This is a genomic window from Nocardia sp. NPDC056100 (genome assembly GCF_042266325.1).
GTDB lineage: Bacteria > Actinomycetota > Actinomycetes > Mycobacteriales > Mycobacteriaceae > Nocardia.
On record NZ_JBHJVY010000001.1, the window covers coordinates 1,763,523 to 1,787,763 of the forward strand.

The 24,241-nt window shown below is 64.9% G+C and carries 23 protein-coding genes; 10 read left to right on the plus strand and 13 right to left on the minus strand.

Features of this window, described 5'->3' with window-relative positions:
• Position 1: 1 nt before the first annotated feature.
• Positions 2 to 766, plus strand: coding sequence for a very short patch repair endonuclease (locus ACFC0O_RS08155; protein ID WP_375954851.1), 765 nt, complete (start codon positions 2 to 4; stop codon positions 764 to 766).
• Positions 767 to 790: 24 nt separating this feature from the next.
• Entirely contained in the window at positions 791 to 1,624 is an 834-nt protein-coding gene (locus tag ACFC0O_RS08160) for an Eco29kI family restriction endonuclease (protein WP_375954853.1), read from the plus strand.
• A gap of 2 nt (positions 1,625 to 1,626) precedes the next feature.
• Here the strand turns inward: ACFC0O_RS08160 and ACFC0O_RS08165 are convergent, their stop codons facing one another.
• From ACFC0O_RS08165 to ACFC0O_RS08180, 4 genes are all read right to left on the minus strand, one after another.
• Positions 1,627 to 4,560, minus strand: coding sequence for a Z1 domain-containing protein (locus ACFC0O_RS08165; protein WP_375954855.1), 2,934 nt, complete (start codon positions 4,558 to 4,560; stop codon positions 1,627 to 1,629).
• Positions 4,561 to 4,562: 2 nt separating this feature from the next.
• Positions 4,563 to 6,101 carry an ATP-binding protein gene (locus ACFC0O_RS08170; RefSeq protein WP_375954856.1) on the minus strand — a complete coding sequence of 513 codons (1,539 nt, stop codon included), beginning with the start codon at positions 6,099 to 6,101 and terminating at the stop codon, positions 4,563 to 4,565.
• Between the two features lie 131 nt (positions 6,102 to 6,232).
• Positions 6,233 to 7,171 (minus strand): lipase family alpha/beta hydrolase, encoded by a 939-nt coding sequence (locus ACFC0O_RS08175; protein WP_375954858.1) that lies wholly within the window; start codon positions 7,169 to 7,171, stop codon positions 6,233 to 6,235.
• A 249-nt stretch (positions 7,172 to 7,420) separates the two neighbouring features.
• A complete protein-coding gene (locus ACFC0O_RS08180) occupies positions 7,421 to 8,053 on the minus strand; it encodes a TetR/AcrR family transcriptional regulator (protein ID WP_375954859.1) in 633 nt (210 codons plus the stop codon).
• A gap of 119 nt (positions 8,054 to 8,172) precedes the next feature.
• On the opposite strand from ACFC0O_RS08180, the gene ACFC0O_RS08185 reads away from it, so the two are divergent.
• The gene (locus ACFC0O_RS08185; RefSeq protein WP_375954861.1) at positions 8,173 to 8,943 is read left to right on the plus strand and encodes an SDR family NAD(P)-dependent oxidoreductase; all 771 of its coding nucleotides are present in this window, start codon (positions 8,173 to 8,175) and stop codon (positions 8,941 to 8,943) included.
• A gap of 107 nt (positions 8,944 to 9,050) precedes the next feature.
• Positions 9,051 to 9,404, plus strand: coding sequence for a hypothetical protein (locus ACFC0O_RS08190; RefSeq protein ID WP_375954863.1), 354 nt, complete (start codon positions 9,051 to 9,053; stop codon positions 9,402 to 9,404).
• A 69-nt stretch (positions 9,405 to 9,473) separates the two neighbouring features.
• Here the strand turns inward: ACFC0O_RS08190 and ACFC0O_RS08195 are convergent, their stop codons facing one another.
• The 4 genes from ACFC0O_RS08195 to ACFC0O_RS08210 all read right to left on the minus strand — a co-directional run bounded on the left by ACFC0O_RS08195 (position 9,474) and on the right by ACFC0O_RS08210 (position 12,657).
• Positions 9,474 to 10,220, minus strand: a complete 747-nt coding sequence (locus ACFC0O_RS08195) for a short-chain dehydrogenase/reductase (RefSeq protein WP_375954865.1) — start codon at positions 10,218 to 10,220, stop codon at positions 9,474 to 9,476.
• Between the two features lie 24 nt (positions 10,221 to 10,244).
• Positions 10,245 to 11,102 (minus strand): SDR family oxidoreductase, encoded by an 858-nt coding sequence (locus ACFC0O_RS08200; protein ID WP_375954866.1) that lies wholly within the window; start codon positions 11,100 to 11,102, stop codon positions 10,245 to 10,247.
• 148 nt (positions 11,103 to 11,250) lie between these two features.
• Positions 11,251 to 11,775, minus strand: a complete 525-nt coding sequence (locus ACFC0O_RS08205) for a PadR family transcriptional regulator (protein ID WP_375954868.1) — start codon at positions 11,773 to 11,775, stop codon at positions 11,251 to 11,253.
• Between the two features lie 63 nt (positions 11,776 to 11,838).
• Positions 11,839 to 12,657, minus strand: a complete 819-nt coding sequence (locus ACFC0O_RS08210) for a TetR/AcrR family transcriptional regulator (protein WP_375954871.1) — start codon at positions 12,655 to 12,657, stop codon at positions 11,839 to 11,841.
• Between the two features lie 79 nt (positions 12,658 to 12,736).
• On the opposite strand from ACFC0O_RS08210, the gene ACFC0O_RS08215 reads away from it, so the two are divergent.
• A complete protein-coding gene (locus tag ACFC0O_RS08215; protein WP_375954873.1) occupies positions 12,737 to 13,399 on the plus strand; it encodes a hypothetical protein in 663 nt (220 codons plus the stop codon).
• Between the two features lie 3 nt (positions 13,400 to 13,402).
• Here the strand turns inward: ACFC0O_RS08215 and ilvC are convergent, their stop codons facing one another.
• From ilvC to ACFC0O_RS08230, 3 genes are read right to left on the minus strand one after another with little or no spacing between them, the layout of a single operon-like run.
• Positions 13,403 to 14,404, minus strand: a complete 1,002-nt coding sequence (ilvC, locus tag ACFC0O_RS08220; RefSeq protein WP_364632745.1) for a ketol-acid reductoisomerase — start codon at positions 14,402 to 14,404, stop codon at positions 13,403 to 13,405.
• A 57-nt stretch (positions 14,405 to 14,461) separates the two neighbouring features.
• Positions 14,462 to 14,965 (minus strand): acetolactate synthase small subunit, encoded by a 504-nt coding sequence (gene ilvN, locus ACFC0O_RS08225; protein ID WP_153810031.1) that lies wholly within the window; start codon positions 14,963 to 14,965, stop codon positions 14,462 to 14,464.
• The gene (locus ACFC0O_RS08230) at positions 14,962 to 16,914 is read right to left on the minus strand and encodes an acetolactate synthase large subunit (RefSeq protein WP_364630270.1); all 1,953 of its coding nucleotides are present in this window, start codon (positions 16,912 to 16,914) and stop codon (positions 14,962 to 14,964) included. Before ACFC0O_RS08230 ends, ilvN begins: the two co-directional genes overlap by 4 nt.
• A gap of 19 nt (positions 16,915 to 16,933) precedes the next feature.
• On the opposite strand from ACFC0O_RS08230, the gene ACFC0O_RS08235 reads away from it, so the two are divergent.
• The 4 genes from ACFC0O_RS08235 to ACFC0O_RS08250 all read left to right on the plus strand — a co-directional run bounded on the left by ACFC0O_RS08235 (position 16,934) and on the right by ACFC0O_RS08250 (position 20,299).
• Positions 16,934 to 17,122 carry a hypothetical protein gene (locus tag ACFC0O_RS08235; RefSeq protein WP_375954875.1) on the plus strand — a complete coding sequence of 63 codons (189 nt, stop codon included), beginning with the start codon at positions 16,934 to 16,936 and terminating at the stop codon, positions 17,120 to 17,122.
• A 91-nt stretch (positions 17,123 to 17,213) separates the two neighbouring features.
• Positions 17,214 to 18,017, plus strand: coding sequence for a PH domain-containing protein (locus ACFC0O_RS08240; RefSeq protein ID WP_375954877.1), 804 nt, complete (start codon positions 17,214 to 17,216; stop codon positions 18,015 to 18,017).
• A 128-nt stretch (positions 18,018 to 18,145) separates the two neighbouring features.
• On the plus strand, positions 18,146 to 19,987 hold the full coding sequence (gene ilvD / locus ACFC0O_RS08245; protein ID WP_375954879.1) for a dihydroxy-acid dehydratase: 1,842 nt from the start codon (positions 18,146 to 18,148) through the stop codon (positions 19,985 to 19,987).
• A 12-nt stretch (positions 19,988 to 19,999) separates the two neighbouring features.
• Entirely contained in the window at positions 20,000 to 20,299 is a 300-nt protein-coding gene (locus ACFC0O_RS08250; protein ID WP_375954881.1) for a hypothetical protein, read from the plus strand.
• A 75-nt stretch (positions 20,300 to 20,374) separates the two neighbouring features.
• On the opposite strand, the gene ACFC0O_RS08255 is transcribed toward ACFC0O_RS08250, so the two are convergent.
• The gene (locus ACFC0O_RS08255) at positions 20,375 to 21,316 is read right to left on the minus strand and encodes a DoxX family protein (RefSeq protein ID WP_375954883.1); all 942 of its coding nucleotides are present in this window, start codon (positions 21,314 to 21,316) and stop codon (positions 20,375 to 20,377) included.
• 135 nt (positions 21,317 to 21,451) lie between these two features.
• Between ACFC0O_RS08255 and ACFC0O_RS08260 the strand changes: the two genes are divergently transcribed.
• Entirely contained in the window at positions 21,452 to 22,600 is a 1,149-nt protein-coding gene (locus ACFC0O_RS08260) for a PQQ-dependent sugar dehydrogenase (RefSeq protein WP_364630253.1), read from the plus strand.
• A 121-nt stretch (positions 22,601 to 22,721) separates the two neighbouring features.
• Here the strand turns inward: ACFC0O_RS08260 and gatB are convergent, their stop codons facing one another.
• Complete coding sequence (gene gatB / locus ACFC0O_RS08265; protein WP_364630251.1) at positions 22,722 to 24,236, minus strand: Asp-tRNA(Asn)/Glu-tRNA(Gln) amidotransferase subunit GatB; 1,515 nt, start codon at positions 24,234 to 24,236, stop codon at positions 22,722 to 22,724.
• Positions 24,237 to 24,241 lie beyond the last annotated feature (5 nt).

Consider the following 24,241-nt stretch of genomic DNA (forward strand, 5'->3'; position numbering starts at 1 on the left):
CGTGGACGGCCGCGATAAGGGCAAATGGAATGACCGGCTGCCGCCGGACCGAGCGTGGAGGTGCCCAACCGGCCTGAGCCGGGCGGCCCGCGCGGTGGAGCAGGACCGTGCGGCGGGCGGTCACCATCATCGCCTCGTCGACCTTGGCGATGGTCGAACCTCGTCCGCGTCGGTCGAGTTGAAGGTCTACGCGAAGACTCGCCGCATACGCGCGTACATCCGCTGGTCCGACCACGGCAAGTACCCAACCAAGTACATCGGCGAGGTGGATGGTCGCACGCGACGCCAAAACCTGGCTCAGGCATGGGATCTCGCCAAGTCCAGACAACTGATTCAAACTCCAGCCGAGCCCTCCGGTTCCTGGGCCAGCACTCCTGCCGTCCGGTCGGTGATGCGCGCCAATCGCGCGCGGGACACTCGGCTCGAGCTCGCTCTGCGATCAGCGATCCGCGCTCATGGTCTCCGCTATCGAATAGACATGCGACCCGTCCCTGACATTCGACGAAGAGCTGACGTGGTATTCCTTGGTTCCAAGGTGGCCGTCTTCTGCGATGGCTGTTACTGGCATGGATGTCCCGAGCACTATCGACCGGCGCGAAAGAACAGCGACTTCTGGAGTGCCAAGATCGAGGGCAATCGAGCTAGGGATAAGGAGACCGACCGGCTTCTGGAAAACGCTGGCTGGCACGTTATTAGAATCTGGGAACATGATGACCTCGAGGCGGCGGCGAGTCAGATCGTCAGCACTGTCCGTGCGCGCCGCTAACCGATCCTTACATGGGGGCTGAAGATGGTGACAAACAGGCGCGGCGGCGCCCGGACGAAGAAGTTCACGGAGGACATCGAACAAATAAAAGAGAATATCGCGGCTGTTTCAATCAATGAGATCACCATAAATGATCGAGGGAACTTGGAAGCAGCCAGCATTGCACTCAACAAGCAGATCACCGCGCTAGACCCCATCCGGTACCCAAATTCGGTGTTCAATCCAGCAGACGCAGAGTACTTCGGAGCCTTTGCGGCGATTGCACTTGTTGGACAGATTTTGGAGCCGCTGAAATCCGTTGCTGTCGACAAGATGTACGGCACGGGTGTATACGCCTTGTACTACAGCGGAACCCATGAGGATTACTCTCCGATAAGCGACACCGAGACTCCGATCTACGTCGGCAAGGCCGACCCGAAACCCGGCGCAAGAACGCCGAGAGATCAAGGGACTGGGCTCACCACGAGACTTACAAAGCATCTAGGGAATATCGAGCTCGCGGAGAATCTGTCTATCAATGATTTCAAGTGCCGCCGACTAGTCGTCGCCAGTGGTTGGCAGATTGCCGCAGAGAGCGCACTCATCGGCTTCTTCAAGCCAATTTGGAATAAGGAAACCAAAATAGTTCAAGGCTTCGGCAAAAACGGAGATGACTCCAATACCCGAGCAAACAAGCGTTCACCCTGGGACACACTTCACCCCGGTCGCAAATGGGCGGCCAGCTCCGCGCAAGACGCAAAATCCATAGGTGACATAAAATCAGAGATTGCCAATCACTTCAAACTGCATCCTCCATTCTTGGATTCAAACGAAATTATTAAGGAACTGATTTCCAAGGTAGGTGTCGACAATGCATGACTTTAATTCAACTCGATAATCGCGGCGTCCTGGGACGAGTCGATCGTGACGAAGCGAATCAGGCGGTCGTCTCGACCGATCGCGGAGGCGGGGGCGGCGAAGCCGAAGGCCATGACCAGTTTTCGTGCGTCGATTGTGCCGGTGTCCGAGATCTCTGGGGCGTACTCCGGCTCGACGATCGGGAAGAGCATCAGAACGCCGCGACGTGGGGCTACGAAGCCTTCGGTTACTGGATCGCCGGAGTTGGGGAGGCCGCCGGCGATTCGCATGGCGACACTGTTTTGTTTCGGCTCGCTGACTCGGGAGAACATGGAGTCGCGGGTGCGGCCTCGTTCCCACCAGTCGAAGCGGCGGCCGGTGGTATCCAGGGCGATGCCCTTCGCGTGCTTCGCGCGTTGCGGTGCGAGAACGATCCATTCGTCGACACCTCGGTTGGGTCCCGCTGAGATGTCTCGGAGGTAATCGAGGTGCGGGGTGAACAGGGAGGGAGCACGCCAGCGGAGTGATTCGAGGATGGTCATGAGGTCGCGCGGGCTGATGCTGCCCGTCAGCGCCTGGAACTTGTGAGTGGTTTCCTCTTCTGGGATGAGGTACTTGAATTCCGTTGCGGTGGTGGAGAGTCCGGCCATGACGGGGGCCCAGAGCTCGACGTTATGGCGTAGGTCCGGGCCGACCTTGGGGTAGTCGTAGAACTCTTTCCAACGTCCTGGGGTTCGCACTTCCACCAGACGAGCGTTGTACATCTTGTTGGGGCTGGTGGGTTTCAGCCACGGTAGGTGTTGGGAGACCAGGGGCGGGACTTGCGCCGGGGTGATCTGGGGCATGCCGTCGACCAGAGTCGCGTACTGCGCGAGTTCTTCGCGGAACAGCTCCTCGTCCAGGCAGACGGCTTCGAATGCCTTGAAGAGGTCGATCCCCCTTTTGCCGAACTCCTCATCTCGACCGATGTAGAGCCGCACCAGGTCTCGGTAACCCTTACGGAAACCGAACCAGCGGCCCATCTGCATCAGGGCGGAGGCGTTGGAGGCGCGGCGGCGGAAGTAGGTGACGGTGAGCCCCTCCACGGTGAAGCCGCGGGAGAGTTTTTGGCCGCCGATGAGGATCTTCCAGATGGAGCGGCGGTCGAAGTCGGCTGTGCCGGTCTCGAGATCCTTGTCGCCGTTGACGACGATGATCGGTTGCTGGTCGCCACCGATGTTCATGACGGCGGGGCCGATGAAGCGTTGGAGTTCGTCGAAAGAGGCTGGAACCGCGTGACCTTCGGCTCGTACCGCTGATACTGGGGCGACGTCGGTGTCGAACAGCTCACGGAGTCGCTCCGCGCCTGCGGCGCTCGAATAGCCTGCCTGCCACCACAGTTGGGTCACCCGGCCGAGTAGTTCACGGTGCGCCTCGACCCAGTTGGATTCGTGGATGAGCATCGTGTGGTGGCGGTAGCTCTCAACGCCGACGCCCTCCACTTCCGCCCGGTACAGCTTCATCGCGCCGGCGAGGACGAACATGTCCATGGCGCGACGTAGGGGCCCGGTGTCATCGTCGTCGGTGACCTTCACGTCGCGGACGTACGCCCGCTCGTTGGAGTCGGCGACGGTTCGATCCTCGTCGGCCACATCGGAATCCAGGTCGTGGAAGTCGGCGGCGCCCATGTAGCCGTTCGGGCGTTCCAACGAGATGATGAAGTCCTTCGGGAACAGATCCGCGCCATCGCTGGGGTCGATGAAGACGTTCGCGTACGGCGTCGCCGTGTAACCGACGTACTGCGCCCGCGGCAGCATGGTGAGCAGCTGCGAGATCTTCTCGTTGATAGCGGTGCGCTCCGCGTCCGGCTTGGGCTTGGTGGTGTTCACCGAGGCCTCGTCGGATTCGTCGTCGATGATCAGCACCGGGATCTCGTCCAGCGGCGTGAGGATCTTCTTGAGATCCTTGACCAGCTTGGTCAGAACCGTCTTGTTCTTCTTGACCACCATCAATCGCGCGGGAGCGCGATGCAGGTTCGCCGGGTTGTAGAGCGGCAGTGCCGGTTCCTGCTTCTCGAATTCCAGTGCGACGATGCCTTGCAGCAGGCTCTTGTAATCGTCGTATCGAGTGGTCATACGATGAATGTCGAATCCGCCCAGAATCGATGGGGCGGTGCCGAATTCGACGAACTTGCGCTGGATCCAGTCCGGGTCGTCGGCGTAGTCGGACTCGAATTCGCTGGCACCGCGCAACACGTTCTCTCGGCCGACGAGCTCCATGTCGAGGCGGCGCTGCGTCTGATCGCGCAGCAGGTTCAGGGTGCCGCCGAGCACGATGACCAGCCGGTAGCCCGCGTCCATCGCGCGGGCGATGACGCCGGTGAAGTTGGCCGTCTTACCGGATTGGACATAGCCCACCACCAACCCCTTGGACTGATACGCCTGGGGTCGGGTCGGATCCGAGAGTCGTTCCACCACACTCTCGGTCGCCATATCGAGCGCGGTGATCGCGTGATCGGGCCAGCCTTTGCGACTCAGCAGCTCCGCGTACATCGGCCAGTAGAACGACCGGCCCTGATGCGTCGAGTACCACGGGATGAACTCTTTGCTGATCACGACCGGCATCGGCGCCTTGATCACCGGCGCAGCCACATCGAGTAATTTGCGTGTCGTCGCTTCGAGCGCGAGCTCACCGTAGATGTCGGTGCGGCGTTCATCCGTACACGGGGCTGCGGACGACCACGGCACGCTCTGGGCGAAGTCCCACGCGCGCAATTGCTTTCGCCACATGTCGACCAGCTGGCCGCCCGGTGCGGGGGTGAACAACTCCTGCCGGAAATCCTCTTCGCTCGCGAAGTCATCCACCCCCGATAGATCCTCCGCCTGGTACCGCATCGCGCGTTCCAGACGTTTCGGCTTGCTGCCCGCCATATCCGCCAAAACCGCTGCGTGCAAAGCGATTCGAATGTTGCTATCCACCGCTACTCCCCGTCCCCATCGTCTTGAGAACCTTGTTCGGCACGTGCGGCGGCGACCAGGATCGATTGCCACAGCGCGAGATTGTCCCGCTCACGAACACCCGATCGTTCGCGTTGGAATACCTCGTTCAACATCAGGTACAGCAGGGATTTGATAACCGGGATGTCGTCGAGACTGCCGCCGCGGCCACCGAGGATGGCGGCGCGATACCGGAGGTTGAGGAGGATGGTGCGCTCTTCGCGGTCGATGTCGAAGAACGTGTCACCGTCCAAAAGCTGCCAGCGGACCGTGATCGGTTCCTCACCTATGAGATACGGCAACTCTTCCGAGATCGCCTCCCGCACGGCGGGAGCGATACCTTCGCCGGGAGGGATGACCGCCTTGCGCTCGACTCCGGCTCGCCGACGCGCGTCCCGATAGCGAGCGTCGGCGGCCGACATGTATTCGACGAAGGTCAATCCGTTCTCGTCCACCGCGTTGTCGAGCGCGGCGATGAAGTCGGGCGATACGTCGACGCCGTCCTTCTTCACCGTCAGACGGAACGCGTCACTTGTCCGCGCGGGAAGTTCCACCGCGACGCGAGCCAGTGCCAGGTGCTGTTCGGGCTGGCGAAAGTTGTTCCAACCGCCCGCCTGCACCAGGCGGTCGTTGCGATACAGGTAGAAACCCTGGGTGCTCTGTAGCGAACCGATCGCACGGAACTCGGGCAGCGAGGAACGCGGGGGCCAGATGTGCGCGTTCAATTTGACGACGCCGACGGAGGGGAGCGAGGCGGAGAACACTCGCGGGTACTCGGGATCGCCGGTAACTGGATACCCGAACGGATCCAGTGGCAGCACACCATAATCCATGACCACCATGCCGGTCGCGATGTCCTCCACGGCGATGGTGATGTTGAAGTTTCCACGCGCCAGGTAGCGGTGCAGTTGCAATCCGAGGTGCATCCCGAGGGCGCTGATGGTGCGCGAGAGATAGCGCTCGGTCTGTTCGGGGCCACCGTTGCGCGGGAAATCCTTGACTCCATCCCAACGCACGACGGTGCCCTGCCAGGTGATCGGATTGTCGTTGTAGCGGTCGATCAAGGTCTGGGCGTACGCGGGTTCGACAATATCGCATTGGAATCCGGTCTTCGCGCGCTCCATCACCCAGCGTCTGCCAGCGGGACGACTCGTGCGCGTGCGACTCACAACGGTCACGGCGGCCGCGTGACTCAACGAGGCCGACTTCAAACCCGTACCGAACATGCCGAGGGCTCCGTCGCGATAGTCGCGCCGCCCACCGACCGTCATCGCGACGTCCAGTTCCTGTTCGGTCATACCGCAACCGTCATCGATGATCAGCAAACTCACGAGCCGGTCGTCATCGCGAAGAAAATGCACCACAACGTCTTTGGCGCCGGCATCGATCGAGTTGTCGACCAGATCCGCGATCGCGGCTTCGAAGCCGTAGCCCTGACTGGTCAGCGCCTCCATATAACGCGGGTCAGGCGGAAGGGTCTTGGTTCCCGTGGTGGGAACATCGAACTTCCACTCTTCCGCCATGACCCACCCCTGCACGAACGACGATAACCGGAGGACTATAGCGAATGATCTGTCCGCAACATCACGGCGTTACGTGCCAGATCACCGCCCGGATATGCCAATTCAGTGCTTGATAGCCGCAAGCGCGGGGTTCAGATGGAGGGTGACGGAGACGGGGCGCAGGGGATTTCGGTTGGGGTGCCGAACGTGTTGAGCATGAGGGCGGCGACCGTGGGGTCTACCGAGACGCTGTTGTGGCCTGCGAGATTCACGGGGCAGACGTCTTGGAGGACGATGTTGGTCGCGTTGGGGGCTTCGCGGATGCCGCTGGTGTAGGGGATGACTTCGGTGTCGGATCGGGTTACCAGGTTGGTGTAGTGGACATTCGGGGCGTAGACGCCTGCGGCTTGCAGGTTATGGATGAAGTCGGAGACGGGGAGCATGTCTACGCAGCCTTGGCAGATGGGGCGCAGGGCGGCGAAGACTTCGGGGGCTACGTTGAGGCCGTAGGCGGCGTTCACGATGGGGTCGGCGGCGTGGGTGCCCGCCCAGATGGGGACCAGGTTGAAGGATTGGTCGACTACCTCGTTGCCGCCGTCGAAGAGGAGGTAGTTGGCGGCTACCAGGGTGCCTTCGGACCAGGTCAGGAGGTTGACCTTTTGAGCGCCGGTCTGCTGTAGGACCTGGTTGACGAAGTCGCGTAATTCCTTGCTGGACTGGGGAATTGGTTCCAGTCCGCCCGCACCTGCGATGAGACCGCCCTGGCCGGGGTAGATGCCGTAGGTGACGGAGTAGACGCAGTAGCCGTTGTTGTGCAGCAACGGGGACATGGCGGGCCAGCCCGCGCCGTTGCCCGCGATGCCGTGCACCAGGACCACGGGTTCGGGGTGGGCGGCGGTAGGGACGCAGGTCCAGTCATTGCCGCCGGGCGGGGTGAAGGGGGCCTTGGCGGTGTTGGCGTCGATGAACCACTGCGCCACCGAGTAGTTGACCGGGAGTTGCTCGGGTTCGGCGGAGGCGGTACCCGCGGTGATGAGCAGGGCTACCGCCGCTGCTACGGAAAGACCGATACGACTACAGATTCGATACAACTGATTCCTCCGCGGGTCGGCACGCATGGTAGGTAGCCAGAAGGTCGCTCGGCGTACCTTAGCGGGCGCGAATGCGAGGAATGGGGACGAAACGCCGTTCAGGGACAGCGGTCGCACAGGATCCTCCCGCGAGCCGATTACGGCCTGCCACCCGAGAGTCGACTATGGCCGTCGCCCACGAGCCGCTATAACCGCGGTCCGAGAGCCGACTACGACCGCTGCCCGAGAACGAAGACCCGTGCCCGAGCGCTATATGCCCGCGCCCAGTGCGCGAATGCAGCGAACCACCAATGCCGCGGGGGTCGATTCCCCAGCTCCTGCTGCCGCACCGGCGCTCCCGGTTTCATCGGCAATCGCCCACTGCTCCAACGCGATTCGAATCGCTCCGGCTGCGGCGGCCGCAAGCAGGCGCAGTTGCACCGGATCCGCGTCCGGCCCCGCCAATTCAGCCAGGGCGCAACGCAATTCACGCTCGCCCTCCATATTGATGCGATGCCAGACCGCGCGCAGGGCCGGATCGGTTTCCATGGCGCGCAGCAGGCCGCGGGTGAGTTCGAAGTCCTCCCCCACCTCGACGGTCACCGCCTGCACCGCGGCGACCTCGAGTTCGGCGAGGGTGGGCAGGCGATGCGGACCGGTCGAGATCGCTTCGATCCAGCGTTGCGCGCCGGTGGTGAGCATGGGTTCGACCGCGTCCTCCTTGGTGCGCGCGTAGCGGTAGAAGGTGCGCAGGCCGATGCCCGCTTCGGCGGCGATGCGATCGGCGGTGACCTCGGCGGTGCCGTGTTCGGCGAACAGCCGCGCGGCGATGCGGGCGATATCCAGGCGCGTTTCGGCTTTGCGGCGCTCGGCCAGGGTGGGGCGCTGCTCGGCAACGGGCATGGGATGTCCTTCGGTCGGGTGCTCCCATCCTAGTCTTCGGATGCCGATCTGGCACGACGTGCCATGTAGGCGTAGCGTGTCAAGTACGGGGGATCGAGACCATAGAGGAGAAGTTCGCAATGGAGCGTTTCACCGATCGCCGAGTACTCATCACCGGCGCTGGCTCGGGTATCGGCCGGGCCACCGTGCATCGCGTGCTCAGCGAGGGCGGGCGGGTCGTCGCGGCCGATGTCAACGAGGCCGGGCTCGCCGAAACCGTCAAACAGGCCGCCGAGCAGGGCACTGCCGACCGACTCAGCACCGTCACCGTCGATATCGGCAATGAGGATTCGGTGCGGGCGGGCGTCGCCACCGCGCTGGAGAATCTCGGCGGGCTGGACGCGCTGATCAATGCCGCCGGAATTCTGCGGTCCGCGCATACCCACGAAATGCCGCTCGCCGATTTCACCAAGATCATCACCGTGAATTTGACCGGCACCTTCCTGATGATCCGCGAGGCGCTGCCCGCGCTGCTCGCCTCGGATAAGGGCGTCATCGTCAATTTCACCTCGACCTCGGCGTTCTTCGCGCACCCGTACATGTCCGCGTACGCGGCGTCCAAGGGCGGCATCATGTCCATGACGCACGCGCTCGCCGCCGAATACAGCAAGCAGGGCCTGCGCGTGGTCGCCGTCGCCCCGGGCTCGATTTCGAGCGATATGACCGACGGCCGCGGCCCGGGCCTGCCCGCCGACGCCGATCTGAGCCTGTTCATGAAGCTGGCCCCGGGTATCGGCCAGGGCTTCGCCTCGCCGGATACCGTTGCGGGCGTGGTGGCAATGCTCGCCTCCGATGACGGCGCGTTCATCACCGGCACCGAAATCCGCATCGACGGCGGCACCCACTACTGACGGGCTCGGGGAAAAGTCATACCCGAGACGTAGCCGCACCCTGAATTCTGACCGAACTCCTTTCAAGCCATATCTTTTCGACGCCCGAGTTCGGCACAGTGAACGATATGAGCTCGCCGAGAAACAATTCCGCACGACGGATGATCGCCCGGGTTGCCGTGGCCGGGGCGATCGCCGCGATTCCCCTTACCGCGGTAGCGGTTCCGGCCATGGCGGACACCACCGCCGGACCGGACGTCACCGAAATCAGCCGGCCGCACCACAACGACCGCGACGATTGGAACAATCCCTGGAACCGGAACAATCCGTGGGATCGCAATAACCCGTGGGATCGCAACAATCCCTGGGACCGCAACGATCGGCATGATCACTGGGACGACCGCGACCAGTGGAATCGCGGGCACGATCCGCTGCGATCCCTGCTGCGGCAGTGGCTTCCGACCGGATCCTTCGGAAGCTGATACCCCCGAGAGGAACGCGGCCCGGCATCGGTTGGGATGCCGGGCCGCCGTATGTTCGAGACCAGCCGATCAGGCCGCGCTCAACCCGCCGTCGACGGTCAGGATCATGCCCGAGGTGTACGCGGAACGATCCGAGGCGAGAAACGCTGCGGCATCCGCGATTTCACGCGGTTCGGCCGGGCGGGCGAAGGGGAAATCGGCCGCCATGGCACGGAATCGATCGCTGGAGTCGATCAGTTTCGTAATGCGTTCCGTCGCAACCGGACCCGGATTGATGCCGACCACGCGGATACCGTCGCGCCAACTGCGGCCGCCCAGTGCGCGGGTGAAGGCCATGAGCGCGGCATTGCCGCTGCTGCCCGCGATGTATTCGAAGTCGGGTCGCTCCCCCGCCGCGCCGATGTCATTGATGATGACGCCTCGACCCCGCTGTTTCATGCGCTCGTAGACCAGGCGGGTCAGGCCGATATAGCCGAAGACCTTGAGCTCCCAGCCGTACCGCCAGGCGGTATCGTCCACGGCCGCAAGGCATCCGGCGGGAATGTCACCGGCGTTGTTGATCAGGATGTGCGGGCCGTCGGTCACTTCGGCGAGGCGTTCGATATCGGCGTGAACGCGCAGATCGACGCGATGGGTGTCGATGCGCACGCCGTACTCGGCGCGCAGACGGTCGGCGATATCGTCGAGATGTTCTTTGCCGCGCGCGGCGAGATGCAGGTGGCAGCCTTCGGCGGCGAAGACCTCGGCCATGGCCGCTCCTATGCCCGCCGAGGCTCCGGTAACGAGCGCGGTGCGCCCGGAGAGTCCCAAATCCATTGTTCGGCTTTCTCTTTCGATCGGTCAGTGGGCGGCTTGGATACCGGAGACGCCCAGGGCGTGGGCGATCAGGCGGTCCCGCAGCCGCGGGGAGAGACGGCTCAGCCAAACGGCTTGGCGCGCATCCGATCCCGCCGTGTAGTACGGCTTCGGAGCACGGGACTCGACCGCCTTGACGATCACGGTCACCGCGATATCGACCGGGGCGAAGCGCTGGGCGGCCATCACCTTGTCGAGGGCGATGAGCTGCTGTTCATAGAGCGCCACCGTGCGCGGATCCGCTTCCGCCCGCGCTTCCTGCGCCGCAGCGCCGGACTTGGCGAAGATCTCCGTTCGCATCGCACCGGGCTGGATGACCGACACCGGGATCCCCCAGGGCGTCAACTCGACTCGCAGCGCGTCCGAAAACGATTCCAGCGCAGCTTTGCTCGCGGCGATCGGCCCCAGGAACGGCAGCGATACGCGCGCGCTGGCGGCGCTGATATTGATGATCCGCCCGCCACCGGCGCGCAGCAGCGGCAGAAACCCCTGGATCATCTGCACCGGGCCGCCGACATTGACTTGGAACTGGCGGCGCAGTTCGGCGGCCGGGACCAGTTCGACCGGGCCCTGGACCAGGACTCCGGCATTGTTGATCAGCGCGTACAAGCCTGCGCCGTCTTGACGTTTCGCCACCTCGTCGACGGCTGCGGCAATGCTGTCCGGGTCGGTGACATCGACGCGGATTTGGGTGACACCGGTGACGTCCAGCTCCGGAGTCTCGGTACGAACTCCGGCGTAGACGTGAAAACCCTTGTCTGCCAATGCGATCACGGCCGCTTTGCCGATACCGCCGGTGGCTCCAGTGATCAGGACTGCACGAACGGAACTATTCGTTGCCATGGTGATCCTCGGGATCGAATCGTTGAATGGCACCCTCCAGGTGCATGACCCAGAGTACATGTCCCTTGGGACATGTCAATGGGAACAGCTCAACCACGAACGACCGAAAACAGCTGCCGCCCTATCGATTACCGCGAACTACCAGCGCTTACCGCTTGTTCTCCTCGCGCGCCCACTCCGCCCATTCGGCCAGCGCGTCGTACAGCCGGATACCGGCCTCGATGGAAATCCGCTTGGAGCGATTGTGCGGTTCGGTCCCGAAATCCCCGCGATCCTTGGCCGCCGCCAGCTCCCGATACATGGCCGCGGTATCGCTGAAGAACTTCTCCTCCTGCTCCAGATGCCGGTCCAGAGCCTCGGAATCCATGAGCCAGAAGAAGAATGAGCGCAGCAGCGGCTCCACCCGCAGCGTGTGGTCGACATCCTCCTCGGTGAGCCAGCGCCGCACCTCCGCCAGACCGCTTTCGGTGATCCGATACGACTTGCGACCGCGCGCACCCTCACTGTCCAACTCGATCAGGCCGCCGTCGAGCAACCGGGCCAACTCCGCGTAGATCTTCGGATGCCGCGCGGGCCACACCGGGCCGAGCGCCTCCTGAAACCGCTGCGCCAGGTCATATCCGCTCGCCGGACCCTCGGCGAGCAATCCGAGCAAACCGTGCCGCAACGACATTCAACAGCCTTTCCTCGCACCTGAAATCCATCATCACACGCGGACCGCCACCGCCCACACGCCTCAGCGTTCGACGGCCGCCGCCACCCCGTCGAGCACCAGATCCAGACCGAACGCGAAGTCCTGATCGGCGGATTCGGGTGCGTCCGGAACGGATTCGAAAAGTCCGGAGCCGAGCAGCGCGGTGACATCGGGAAAGCGGCCGGCGTCGACGACCGCGGTCAGCTCGCGCACATATCGCCGAAGCGCCTGCCGCTCATCGACATTCGCCGCTCCACGACTCTCGGCCAACTGCCGATCCAGCGTGAACGCCTGCCGCACATACCCGCCGACGACCGTGATCACACCGATCTTGGCGGCCCAGTCCAGCCCGGTCTCCCGCAGGGCTCGCAATCCGGCATCCATCCAGGCGATGGCATTCGGCCCACGCGGCGGTCCCGTCACCGGCAACTGCGCCAGCCACGGGCGGCGGCGGAAGACCTCCGACTGCGCCACGGCCCACTCGCGGAGCGCGGGACGCCATGCCGGAGAAGCAGATTCGGGTGCGTCGCCCCGTGTCGCCGTGCCGCCCGTCGCATAGTGCGCATTCGACTCCGCGGTCGCCTCGGACGAGCAATCCGGGGCCGGTCCCATCGCCGCATCGGCCATCAGCCCGATCAGCTCTTCCTTCGAGCCGATGTGCCGATACAGCGACATCGGCGTCACCGACAGCGCCGCCGCGATCTTGGGCAGTGTCGCGGCGGCCAGCCCGCCCTCATCAGCCAATCGCACCGCGGTGCCGACGACTCGGTCGATATCGAGTTCGGCCGGTCGCCCCAGCCTGGGTCCGGTCCGCAGTCGCCACAGTCGCGCCAGGTCATCGGGCATTGTCGGCTCGGGCATGCCTCGGGCTTCCTCCTCGTCGAGTCTGCCGCCGAGATTAGCATAGCCCTTATAGTATAAGTCTTATACTATCACCGACATGGATACCGACCTGCTGCGCAGAGTGACCGGAACGGCCGCCATCATCGGGGCCGCGCTCACCTTGATCGAAATACCGCTCTACTTCATCTACGACGGCCCGCCGCCGGACTGGAATGTGCTGGTCCGCAGCCTCTTCGGGCTCGCGGGCATCACCACGCTGATCGTCTTCTTCACCGGCTTCGGCTATCTGGTGAAACGCGCACTCCCCGAAGCGGATTGGATCGCAGGGATCGCCGCCAATGCCGGACTCATCTGGCTCACAGTGGCTTTGGTCTCCACCGGCCTCGAGGTCGGCGCGGTCATCCAGGCCCCCGACCCCATCGACCCGACCATCACGGTCAGCGGCACCTACATCCTGTACGGCACCATCTCGCGCTTCCTCGAGGCACTCATGTTCTGCGCCTTCGGTTTCGCCGTCCGTCGCACCGGATTACTCCCCCGCTGGACCGCGACCACGGCCTTCGCCCTCAGCCTGATCAACCTGGCCTTCGTCCCGTCCATGTTCTTCGGGAACACCCCCGCGAACTTCTACGCCGCCAACGGCTGGGGCACCACAGCCACCCTCGGCGGCTTCACCATGATCTGGTTGCTGGCCGTGGGAACGACAACGGCCCGGCACCCCCGAAAGGTGCCGGGCCGTATCAGCGCCGAAAGCGCTTGAGACTTAGGCGGTCTCGGTGATGGGGCGGTCGACCCAGCTCATCAGGCCGCGCAGCTTGGCGCCGGTGACCTCGATGGGGTGCTCGGCGTTGGCCTTGCGCAGGCCCTCGAGCTCGGTGTTGCCGTTCTCGACGTTGGCGACCAGGCGCTTGACGAAGGTGCCGTCCTGGATGTCGGACAGGATCGCCTTCATGCGCTCCTTGGTGCCGGCGTCGATGACGCGCGGGCCCGACAGGTAGCCACCGAATTCGGCGGTGTCGGAGACCGAGTAGTTCATGCGGGCGATGCCACCCTCGTACATGAGGTCGACGATCAGCTTGAGCTCGTGCAGCACCTCGAAGTACGCCATCTCGGGCGCGTAGCCGGCCTCGACCATGACCTCGAAGCCGGTCTTGACCAGCTCTTCGGTGCCACCGCAGAGCACGGCCTGCTCACCGAACAGGTCGGTCTCGGTCTCTTCCTTGAAGGTGGTCTTGATGACACCGGCGCGCGCGCCGCCGATGGCCTTGGCGTAGGACAGCGCCAGCGCCTGGCCGTCGCCCTTCGGGTCCTGATCGACCGCGATGAGCGCCGGAACGCCCTTGCCGTCGACGTACTGACGACGCACCAGGTGGCCCGGGCCCTTCGGGGCGACCATGGCGACGGTGACGTTGGCCGGAGCCTTGATCAGACCGAAGTGGATGTTCAGGCCGTGGCCGAAGAACAGCGCGTCGCCGTCCTTGAGGTTGGGCTCGATGTCATTGGTGAAGATGGACGCCTGCGCGGTATCGGGCGCGAGCACCATGATCACGTCGGCCCATTCGGAGACCTCGGCGGGGGTGCCGACGGTCAGACCGGCCTCTTCGGCCTTCGGGCGGGACTTGGAACCCTCGGTCAGGCCGACGCGGACGTCGACGCCGGAGTCGCGCAGGCTCAGCGAGTGGGCGTGGCCCTGGCTGCCGTAACCGATGACCGCGACCTTCTTGCCCTGGATGATCGACAGGTCAGCGTCGTCGTCGTAGAACATCTCGACTGCCACTTTGGGTTTCTCCTTCTGGTTCTGTGTCTAAGTGTGTTGGTGGTACTAGCGAGTCGCGGTGATGGACTTGGGTCCACGTCCCACCGCGACGACTCCGGACTGCACGATCTCACGGATGCCGTAGGGCTCCATCATGCGCAGCAGCGCGTCGAGCTTGGAGCGCGTGCCGGTGGCCTCGATGGTCAGGGCGTCGGGAGACACATCGATCACCTTGGCGCGGAACAGGTTCACCGCCTCGATGACCTGGGTGCGCACACTGGCATCCGCGCGCACCTTCACCAGGATCAGTTCGCGGGCAACGGAACTGTCGTCGTCCTGCTCCACGATCTTGATGACGTTCACCAGCTTGTTGAGCTGCTTGGTGACCTGCTCGAGCGGCAGATCCTCAACCGTCACAACGATTGTCATACGCGAGATCTCGGGGATCTCGGTGCCGCCGACCGCCAGCGACTCGATATTGAAGCCGCGGCGGGAGAACAGGCTGGCGACACGCGCGAGCACGCCGGGCTTGTCCTCCACCAAGACGGAGAGGGTGTGGGTCGTGCTCATTCCTCGGAACCCTTCTGGGCGGCCTTGTCGTGGGCGGTCAGGGTGGCCTTCTCATGCGACATGGCCTCGTGGATGACGGCGGGCTCGTCCACGGCCTCATCGTCATCGAACAGCGGGCGGATGCCGCGCGCGGCCATGATCTCGTCATTGGAGGTGCCGGCGGCGACCATCGGCCACACCTGCGCATCCTTGCCGACGATGAAATCGATCACCACGGGACGGTCGTTGATGGACTGCGCCTCGCGGATCGCGGCCTCGACGTCCTCTTCCTTCTCCACGCGAATGCCGTGGCAGCCCAGGGCTTCCGCGAGCTTCACGAAGTCCGGGATGCGCAGGGTGTGCGTGCCCAGATCGGTGTTGGAGTAGCGCTTCTCGTAGAACAGGGTCTGCCACTGGCGGACCATGCCCAGGTTGCCGTTGTTGATCAGCGCGACCTTGATCGGCACGCCCTCGACGGCGCAGGTGGCGAGTTCCTGATTGGTCATCTGGAAGCAGCCGTCACCGTCGATGGCCCAGACCTCACGGTCCGGCATGCCCATCTTGGCGCCCATGGCGGCGGGCACCGAGTAGCCCATGGTGCCCAGGCCACCGGAATTCAGCCAGGTGCGCGGCTTCTCGTACTTGATGAACTGCGCGGCCCACATCTGATGCTGGCCGACGCCCGCACAGTAGATGGCGTCCGGACCGGCGAGCTGACCCAGCTTCTCGATGACGAACTCGGGCGAGAGCGAACCGTCGCTCGGGGTCTTCCAGCCCAGCGGGTACTGATCGCGCACGCCGGACAGGTACTTCCACCAGTCGCCGAGCTCCAGCAGCGGGGTGCCGGTGGCGGCCGGATCGGCCTTGAGGGTTTCGATCAGCTCGGCGATGACCTCGCGGCAGTCGCCCACGATCGGGACGTCCGCGTGCCGGTTCTTGCCGATCTCGGCCGGGTCGATATCGGCGTGGATGACCTTGGCATTGGGTGCGAAGGAATCCAGCTGCCCGGTGACGCGGTCGTCGAAACGCGCGCCGAGGGTGATCAGCAGATCCGACTTCTGCAGCGCCGCAACGGCTCCCACGGTGCCGTGCATACCGGGCATACCCATGTTCAGGGTGTGGGTGTCGGGGAACGCGCCGCGGGCCATCAGCGTGGTGACGACCGGGATACCGGTCAGCTCGGCCAGCTCGAGCAGTTCCGCGGACGCGTCGGCCTTGATGACGCCGCCGCCGACGTAGAGCACGGGGGCCTTGGCCTCCATGATCATGCGCGCGGCCTCGCGCACCTGCTTACCGTGCGGCTTGGTCACCGGACGGTAGCCGGGCAGCCGCATTTCCGGCGGCCAGCTGAAGGTGGTCTGCGCCTGCAGCACATCCTTCGGGATGTCGACCAGGACCGCGCCCGGGCGGCCGGAGGCGGCCAGGTAGAACGCCTCGGCCAGCATGCGCGGGATATCGATCGGGTCGGTGACCAGGAAGTTGTGCTTGGTGCACGCCATGGTGATGCCGGAGATATCGGCTTCCTGGAAGGCGTCGGTGCCGATCAGGCTGCGCCCGACCTGACCGGTGATGGCCACCAGCGGCACCGAATCCATCTGGGCGTCCGCGATCGGGGTCACCAGATTGGTCGCGCCCGGACCGGATGTGGCCATGCACACACCGACCTTGCCGGTTGCCTGGGCGTAGCCGGTGGCCGCGTGGCCGCCGCCCTGCTCATGGCGGACCAGCACGTGGCGGACCTTGGTCGAGTCGAACAGCGGATCATAAACGGGAAGAATCGCGCCGCCCGGAATACCGAATACCGTGTCGACGCCGAGCTCCTCGAGGGAGCGGACAACGGACTGCGCGCCGGTGACCCGCTCGGGCGGGACCTGGCGGCGGTTCGGAGTGGTGGCCGGAGCCGTGGCCGCGGGGGCCGAAGGCGCGGGCCGTCGGGCCGAGGGCCCGGGTCGGGCGGTAGGTGCGCTCACCGTCTGGATTCCTTACTGCTTGTCGTTCCAGTTCATGGACTTGCCTGAACACAAAAAAGCCCTCGACAGCCGGGGGCTGTTCGAGGGTGGCGCGTCGCAGCTGCGAGCTGACGTAATTGACTCTATAGTCGTCGGCTCAGCGCTGGACGCGCCGGCCGATTACGAGCAACTCGATTCGATTCACGCGCTCGACGGTATGCGCGCATGAGCCGCGGAGTCAAACATCTGACCATGTGTGTCTCATTATGTGAGACATAGCGGTTGTTCGGGTTAGTTCAACACAATGCGAGGATGGGGGTGTGTCATCACCGCATCAGTCCGTGCCACCGGCACAATCGTCCCACACCCCCGACCCCGGATCGGACACGGGTCCGATCCCGCAGGTCCGCTTCCGCAGTGATTGGCTGTGGTTGCCGGGAGTCCTCATCGCACCGCTGATCATCGTGCTGCCGCTCTGGCTACTCAGGTTGCAAACCGACCTGACCAGCGAAGGCGTGGAGACTCGCGGGCTGACGCGCACGCGCAGGGTGCCGTGGGCCGAGGTTGCCGGAGTTCGCATTCCGGGATTCGGGCGGGTGTATCTGCACACCACGGGCGGCGAGGACATCGCGCTGCCGGGCGTCGATTTCGCGCGGTTGCGGGCGCTGGTGCTGGGTGCGCGCGGGCATATTCCGGACCCCGGCGTGCGGGTGATCGGGCTTACCCGGCTCGCGCATATCGCGGTGTTCATGGTGCTGATGGGTGTGATCTTCCCGTTCTCCGGGATGCCGCAGGTGCTGTGGGTGCTGTTCGCGATTCCGGTCGCGATGGCGGTGTGGATCGAGCGCACTCGGACCAAGGTCTCGGCCGACGGACTGGAATTGCGGACGATGTTCTCGACCCGGCATATCGACTGGGACCAGGTGAAGGGACTGCGGATTCCCAAGCGCGGATTCCTGCAGGCGCATTTGGCCGATGACTCGGATGTGAGTTTGCCCGCTGTCAGTTATGACCGATTGCGCGATTTGGTCGAGGCATCGGACGGGCGCATTCCGGATCCGTTCATCGAACCGGAGGATGCGGACGAGGTGGACATCCCCGAAAGCGATACTTCGGACAAGTAGCGGCGTGTTGGGGTGCGAGGTTTCGGGCGCTGACGGGGATCGATTCGCGCGGGAGTAACGTTGGAACGCGCCGAAAGCATTCGGCGTAGTCGCCGATCAGCCCCCTGCGACGAGAACCCGAGGACCCCATGCCACCGCTTCGCTCACGCACCACCACCGTCGGACGCAATGCCGCGGGCGCTCGCTCGCTCTGGCGCGCGACCGGCCTCACCGACTCCGATTTCGGGAAGCCGATCGTCGCCATCGCGAACTCGTATACGCAGTTCGTACCGGGTCACGTGCATCTCAAGGATGTCGGCGAGATCGTGGCCGAGGCGGTCCGGGCGGCAGGCGGCGTACCGCGCGAATTCCACACCATCGCGGTCGATGACGGCATCGCCATGGGTCACGGCGGCATGCTGTACTCGCTGCCCTCGCGCGAGATCATCGCCGATTCGGTCGAGTACATGGCCAATGCGCACACCGCCGACGCGCTGGTCTGTATCTCCAACTGCGACAAGATCACTCCCGGCATGTTGAACGCCGCCATGCGGCTCAATATCCCCGCCGTGTTCGTGTCCGGCGGTCCGATGGAGGCCGGTAAGGCCGTGGTCGTGGGCGGTGTGGCGCAGGCGCCGACCGACCTCATCACCGCCATCTCCGCCAGCGCCTCCCCCAATGTCACCGATGACGGGCTGTCCGAGGTCGAGCGGTCGGCGTGCCCGACCTGCGGTTCCTGCTCCGGCATGTTCACCGCCAACTCGATGAACTGCCTCACCGAAGCGCTGGGACTCTCGTTGCCCGGCAACGGTTCCACCCTCGCCACGCATTCGGCTCGCCGCGCGCTGTTCCAGAAGGCCGGTCGGGTCATCGTCGATATCGCCAACCGCTGGTACCGCGATGACGACGAGTCGGTGCTGCCGCGAAATGTGGCCAACGTCAAGGCTTTCCACAACGCAATGGCCCTCGATGTGGCGATGGGCGGTTCCACCAATACCGTGCTGCACACTCTCGCGGCGGCGCAGGAGGGTGAGATCGACTTCGATCTGCAGACCATCGACGAGATCTCGCGCCGGGTGCCCTGCCTGTCCAAGGTGTCGCCGAACTCGGATTACCACATGGAGGATGTGCACCGCGCCGGTGGCATTCCCGCCATCCTGGGTGAGCTGCGCCGCGCGGGCCTGCTGGAGACCGAGGTGTCCACGGTGCACACCAAGTCGTTCGACGAATGGCTGGACACCTGGGATATCCGCTCCGGCAAGGCATCCGAGGAAGCGGTCGAGCTGTTCCACGCCGCGCCGGGTGGCGTGCGCACCGTCGTGCCGTTCTCCACCGACAACCGCTGGTCCTCGCTGGATACCGATGCCGAGGGCGGCTGCATTCGCGATCTCGCGCACGCCTACACCGTCGAGGGCGGGTTGTGCGTGCTGCGCGGCAATATCGCGCCCGACGGCGCGATCCTCAAGACCGCCGGTATCGATGAGGATCTGTTCACCTTCGAGGGTCCGGCCGTGGTCGTCGAATCCCAGGAGGACGCGGTCTCCAAGATCCTGAACAAGGAGATCAAGCCCGGCGATGTCGTCGTGGTGCGCTACGAGGGTCCCGCGGGCGGGCCGGGTATGCAGGAGATGCTGCATCCCACCTCATTCCTCAAGGGCCTTGGCCTGGGCAAGGTGTGCGCGCTCATCACCGACGGCCGGTTCTCCGGCGGCACATCGGGCCTGTCCATCGGCCATGTCTCGCCCGAGGCGGCCAGCGGCGGCGCCATCGGCCTGATCGAGAACGGCGACCGGATTCACATCGATGTGCACACGCGTGCCCTCGAATTGCTGGTACCCGATGAAGTTCTCGCCGAGCGACGCGTGAAAATGGAAGCGTCCGAACGGCCTTGGCAGCCCGTGAATCGCGAGCGCCCGGTCACCACCGCGTTGCGGGCATACGCCGCGCTGGCGACCTCGGCAGACAAGGGCGCTGTGCGGCGGGTGCCGTAAGAAAGAGCAGGAATGACAATCGAATACGTCGGCAAAGCCGACACGATGCTGGCCGCGTACTCCTCGATGCTGGAGCGTTGCGATGCCCGCAACGCCCAGGCGAAGACACTCCTCGCCGAGGCCGATGAGCTGAACGCCCAGTCCCGTGAACTCGCCAACCAGGAGTTCATGGCGAGCCCGGCGGAGGCCGCGAACATCGCGGCCCACCGGGCGATGTTGAACGACCAGATCGACGATAAGTCCACTCAGGTGATGCGCCTGCACCAGGAGACTTTCGAAGAATGGGAACGCTTCAACGCCACGCAGTGGTAGTGGTCCGCGCATAGCGAACGGCCCGGGCAATCCGATGGGATTGCCCGGGCCGCTTGCTGTTTCGGTGTTTCGAGATCAGAAGGGGCCGACGCCCTCGAGCGGGTTGCCGCCGTGCAGATAGATATAGGTGAGGATCGCGGCGGCGATGGCGGCGATGAGCGCGGCCAGCGAGCCGAGGAACGGGCGGGTGGCCCAGCCGCGACCGCGATCGAGCGAGAGCCGGCCCGGACCGGTGAGGATGATGGCCGCCGCGGCTCCGGCGAGGATGGATTCGATTTCCACCGAGACCTTTTCGGCCTTGTACTGGAAGCCCGGGGCCATGCCCTGCTTCCACAGCCAGGCGTCGATAATCACCGCGAGCACCGCGCCCGCGGCCAGCGGGGTCGCCAGGCCCAGCGCCACCAGGATGCCGCCGCCGAGTTCGCCCGCGATGAGCATGGGGGCGGCGATATCGACGTGCTTCCAGCCGCCGTTCTCCATGGCGGTGCGGATGCCGTCGTAGCCGGGTCCGTTGAACCAGCCCGCCGCCTTCTGCAGGCCGTGGTAGACGAAGGTGCCGCCGACCACCAGGCGCAGCAGTAGCAGACCGAGGTCCAGGGTGCCGCGGCGTTCGTCACCGCGACGGCGGATGCGGGTGGTGGGTTCGGTGCCGCCGTTCGGGGCGGGCGGGATGCTCGCGAAGGCGTAGGTGGGTGCGGAGTCGGCGGCGGGCACGGCGGTGTTCGCGCCGGTGATCGCCTCCTTCATCTCCGCGTACAGCGGGACTTCTGGGTCCAGGCCCAATTCCTCATCGGTGCGCGGCGGTTCCTTGCGCAGGTCCGCTTTGACGGTCGGGGCGATGCTCGGATCCGTCTTCGCCGTCGCGACCGTGTCGAGGTCGGATTTCACCGTGGCGGTGGAGAACTGCTCGGTGGGCGAATCGAAGGGGCTGCGGACCGGTTCACCCACCGGCCTCGGTGTTTCGGGCGCGGCACTGCCCAGCGCGTCGGCAGCGGGCTCGGTCGGCTTCTCGGTCACGCGGCCAGACTATTAGGCAACCGGGCTCCGCACACGGCTGTCGGTGGGCGTGTCCACTGTCCAGTTCCGATGTCGGCCATAACCGAGGCCACCCCGTTCGCGCATTCGCGCCGGGTTTTCCGTAACGTCTCAACCATGAGTTTGGTTGCCGCGGGCCGGTTCGGGGTGGGCGCACGGAGAATCGTGGTGGGCGTACTGGCGGGCACCCTGGTGTTCTCCGGGTGCGCCCGGTTCGATGATCGCGCCTCCACCCCGTTCACCACCGAGCCGAACTGGCAGGATGCGGAGCAGGGCACCAGCAAGCCGAATCCGCCGAGCAGTACGGCCAAGCGGCCGGCCGCGCCGTGCGTGGATCCCGATCCGCTGGTGGTGGTGTCGTGCCTGGACACCACGGGCGGTCTGGTGACGCTGCCGGACGGTGCGAGTGCGCTGGTGGGTGAGCGCACCACGGGCCGCATCCTGAAGGTGGTCGCCACCGATGAGGGCATGCCGCCCGCGCCGATCGAGGTGGCGAAGCTCGATGTGGACTCCTCCGGCGACGGCGGCCTGACCGCACTCGCCCTGTCCCCCAGCTATTCCGAAGACGGCCTCATCTACGCCTACATCACCACCGGCGCCGATAACCGCGTGGTCCGCATCTCCACCGACGGCGGCGTCCCCAAGCCCATCCTCACCGGAATCCCGAAGGGCCCCACCGGCAATCGCGGCTCCCTCGAATTCCACACCTCCGACCGCATGCTGGTCCTCACCGGCGACACCGGAAACCCGAACGCCGCCAACGACAACGGCTCCATGGCCGGAAAGCTGCTGAGCGTCAACTCCCCCGCCCCCGGCGCAACCGCCGATGTGGTCCTGTCCGGCATCGGCGTAGCCGGCGGCGTCTGCTCGGACCACCAGGACTCCATCTGGGTCACCGACCGCACCGCCACCGAAGACCGCCTCCAGCGCATCGGCCCCGACGGCACCGCGGTCAAAGCCTGGAGCTGGCCCGACCACCCCGGCGTAGCCAACTGCGCCGCCGCCACCGACGGCGTAGCCATAGCCCTGACCAACCAAAAAGCCATGGCAATAGCCAAGGCCGACAAAGACACCCACGCCGTAACCGCCGCCCCCTCCCTCTTCGCCCAAGACAAATACGGCCGCCTCGACGGCGCAGCCATAGGCGGCGACGGCAACATCTGGTCCTCAACCGTCAACAAAACCGACGGCCAACCCAACCAATACGACGACCGCGTAGTCCGAATCCCACCCCCCTCCAACGGCCAGGGCTCCGGACCGGACTAGACCCTCGACGGTGTGCGCATCTCCGGGTGCGCACACTCGCCTGTTCGAGCGAACAGCACCGCGACCCGCGAAAAACAATGGCGCACGGCAGGATTGCCGTGCGCCATTTGTGTTGCGGTGTTTATTCCGTGACGCCGCAGGCGGCGAGGACGAGTTCGCGGACTCGGGCGGCGTCGGCTTGGCCTCGGGTGGCTTTCATGACGTCGCCTACTACCTTGCCCGCCGCTTGGATTTTGCCGGAGCGGATCTTGTCGGCGATGGCGGGGTTGGCTTCGAGGGCCTTGTCTACTTCGGCTTGGAGGGCGGAGTCGTCGCTGACCATGCCGAGGCCCTTGGATTCGACGAGGGCGGCGGGTTCGCCTTCGCCGGCGAGGACGAAGTCGACTACCTGCTTGGCTACCTTGTTGTTGATGGTTTTGGCTTCGACCAGGCCCGCGACCTCGGCGACCTGCTTGGGGGTGATGGGGAGGTCTTCGAGGGCTACCTCGCGCTCCTTGGCCTTTTCGGTGAGGTAGGCGACCCACCAGGAGCGGGCGGCGTCCACCGAGGCGCCGGCGTCGACGGTGGCGATGATGAGGTCCAGGGCGCCGGCGTTGACCAGGTCGCGGAAGACCTCGTCGGACAGGGCCCAGTCGGACTGGATGCGGGCGCGGCGCAGCCACGGGTACTCGGGGATGGTGCCGCGCAGCTGCTCGACCCAGGCGGCGTCCGGTGCGACGGGCTCGAGGTCCGGCTCGGGGAAGTAGCGGTAGTCCTCGGCGGATTCCTTGGGGCGTCCCGAGGAGGTGGTGCCGTCGGCTTCGTGGAAGTGCCTGGTTTCCATGGTGATCGAGCCGCCGGAGGCCAATACCGCTGCCTGGCGGCGCATTTCGAAGCGGACCGCGACCTCGACGCTCTTGAGCGAGTTCACGTTCTTGGTTTCGGTGCGGGTGCCGAATTCCTTGGCGCCCTTGGGCATCAGGGAGACGTTGGCGTCGCAGCGCAGCGAGCCCTGCTCCATCTTCACATCGGAGACGTCGAGGGATTTGAGCACCTCGCGCAGCGCGGTCACGTAGGCGCGGGCCACCTCGGGGGCGCGCTCGCCCGCACCCTCGATGGTCTTGGTGACGATCTCGATGAGCGGTACGCCCGCGCGGTTGTAGTCCAGCAGCGAATGCGAGGCCCCGTGGATGCGACCGGTCGCGCCACCCATGTGAGTGGACTTACCGGTGTCCTCTTCCATATGCGCGCGCTCGATCTCGACCCGGAACACTTCGCCGTCATCGAGGATCACATCGAGGTAGCCATTGGTCGCGATGGGCTCGTCGTACTGGCTGATCTGGTAGTTCTTCGGCTGATCCGGGTAGAAGTAGTTCTTGCGCGCGAACCGACCCCACGGGGTGATCGAGCAGTTCAACGCCAGCCCGATCCGAATGGCCGACTCGACGGCCTTCTCGTTCACCACCGGCAGGGAGCCCGGCAGGCCCAAACACACCGGGCACACCTGGGTATTGGGTTCCGCGCCGAATTCGGTGGGGCAGCCGCAGAACATCTTCGTCGCGGTCCCCAGCTCGACATGCACCTCCATACCCAGCACCGGCTCGTACCGGCTGATGACGTCGGTGTAGTCCATCAAGTCGACCGTGGCTGCGCTCATGGCGT

Coding starts and splice junctions, on each gene's coding strand:
- ACFC0O_RS08160 (WP_375954853.1), top strand. CDS start 791: ATGGTGACAAACAGGCGCGGCGGCGCCCGGACGAAGAAGTTCACGGAG.
- ACFC0O_RS08170 (WP_375954856.1), bottom strand. CDS start 6,101: ATGGCGGAAGAGTGGAAGTTCGATGTTCCCACCACGGGAACCAAGACC.
- ACFC0O_RS08180 (WP_375954859.1), bottom strand. CDS start 8,053: ATGCCCGTTGCCGAGCAGCGCCCCACCCTGGCCGAGCGCCGCAAAGCC.
- ACFC0O_RS08185 (WP_375954861.1), top strand. CDS start 8,173: ATGGAGCGTTTCACCGATCGCCGAGTACTCATCACCGGCGCTGGCTCG.
- ACFC0O_RS08190 (WP_375954863.1), top strand. CDS start 9,051: ATGAGCTCGCCGAGAAACAATTCCGCACGACGGATGATCGCCCGGGTT.
- ACFC0O_RS08195 (WP_375954865.1), bottom strand. CDS start 10,220: ATGGATTTGGGACTCTCCGGGCGCACCGCGCTCGTTACCGGAGCCTCG.
- ACFC0O_RS08200 (WP_375954866.1), bottom strand. CDS start 11,102: ATGGCAACGAATAGTTCCGTTCGTGCAGTCCTGATCACTGGAGCCACC.
- ACFC0O_RS08205 (WP_375954868.1), bottom strand. CDS start 11,775: ATGTCGTTGCGGCACGGTTTGCTCGGATTGCTCGCCGAGGGTCCGGCG.
- ACFC0O_RS08210 (WP_375954871.1), bottom strand. CDS start 12,657: ATGCCCGAGCCGACAATGCCCGATGACCTGGCGCGACTGTGGCGACTG.
- ACFC0O_RS08215 (WP_375954873.1), top strand. CDS start 12,737: ATGGATACCGACCTGCTGCGCAGAGTGACCGGAACGGCCGCCATCATC.
- ilvC (WP_364632745.1), bottom strand. CDS start 14,404: ATGTTCTACGACGACGACGCTGACCTGTCGATCATCCAGGGCAAGAAG.
- ilvN (WP_153810031.1), bottom strand. CDS start 14,965: ATGAGCACGACCCACACCCTCTCCGTCTTGGTGGAGGACAAGCCCGGC.
- ilvD (WP_375954879.1), top strand. CDS start 18,146: ATGCCACCGCTTCGCTCACGCACCACCACCGTCGGACGCAATGCCGCG.
- ACFC0O_RS08250 (WP_375954881.1), top strand. CDS start 20,000: ATGACAATCGAATACGTCGGCAAAGCCGACACGATGCTGGCCGCGTAC.
- ACFC0O_RS08260 (WP_364630253.1), top strand. CDS start 21,452: ATGAGTTTGGTTGCCGCGGGCCGGTTCGGGGTGGGCGCACGGAGAATC.
- gatB (WP_364630251.1), bottom strand. CDS start 24,236: ATGAGCGCAGCCACGGTCGACTTGATGGACTACACCGACGTCATCAGC.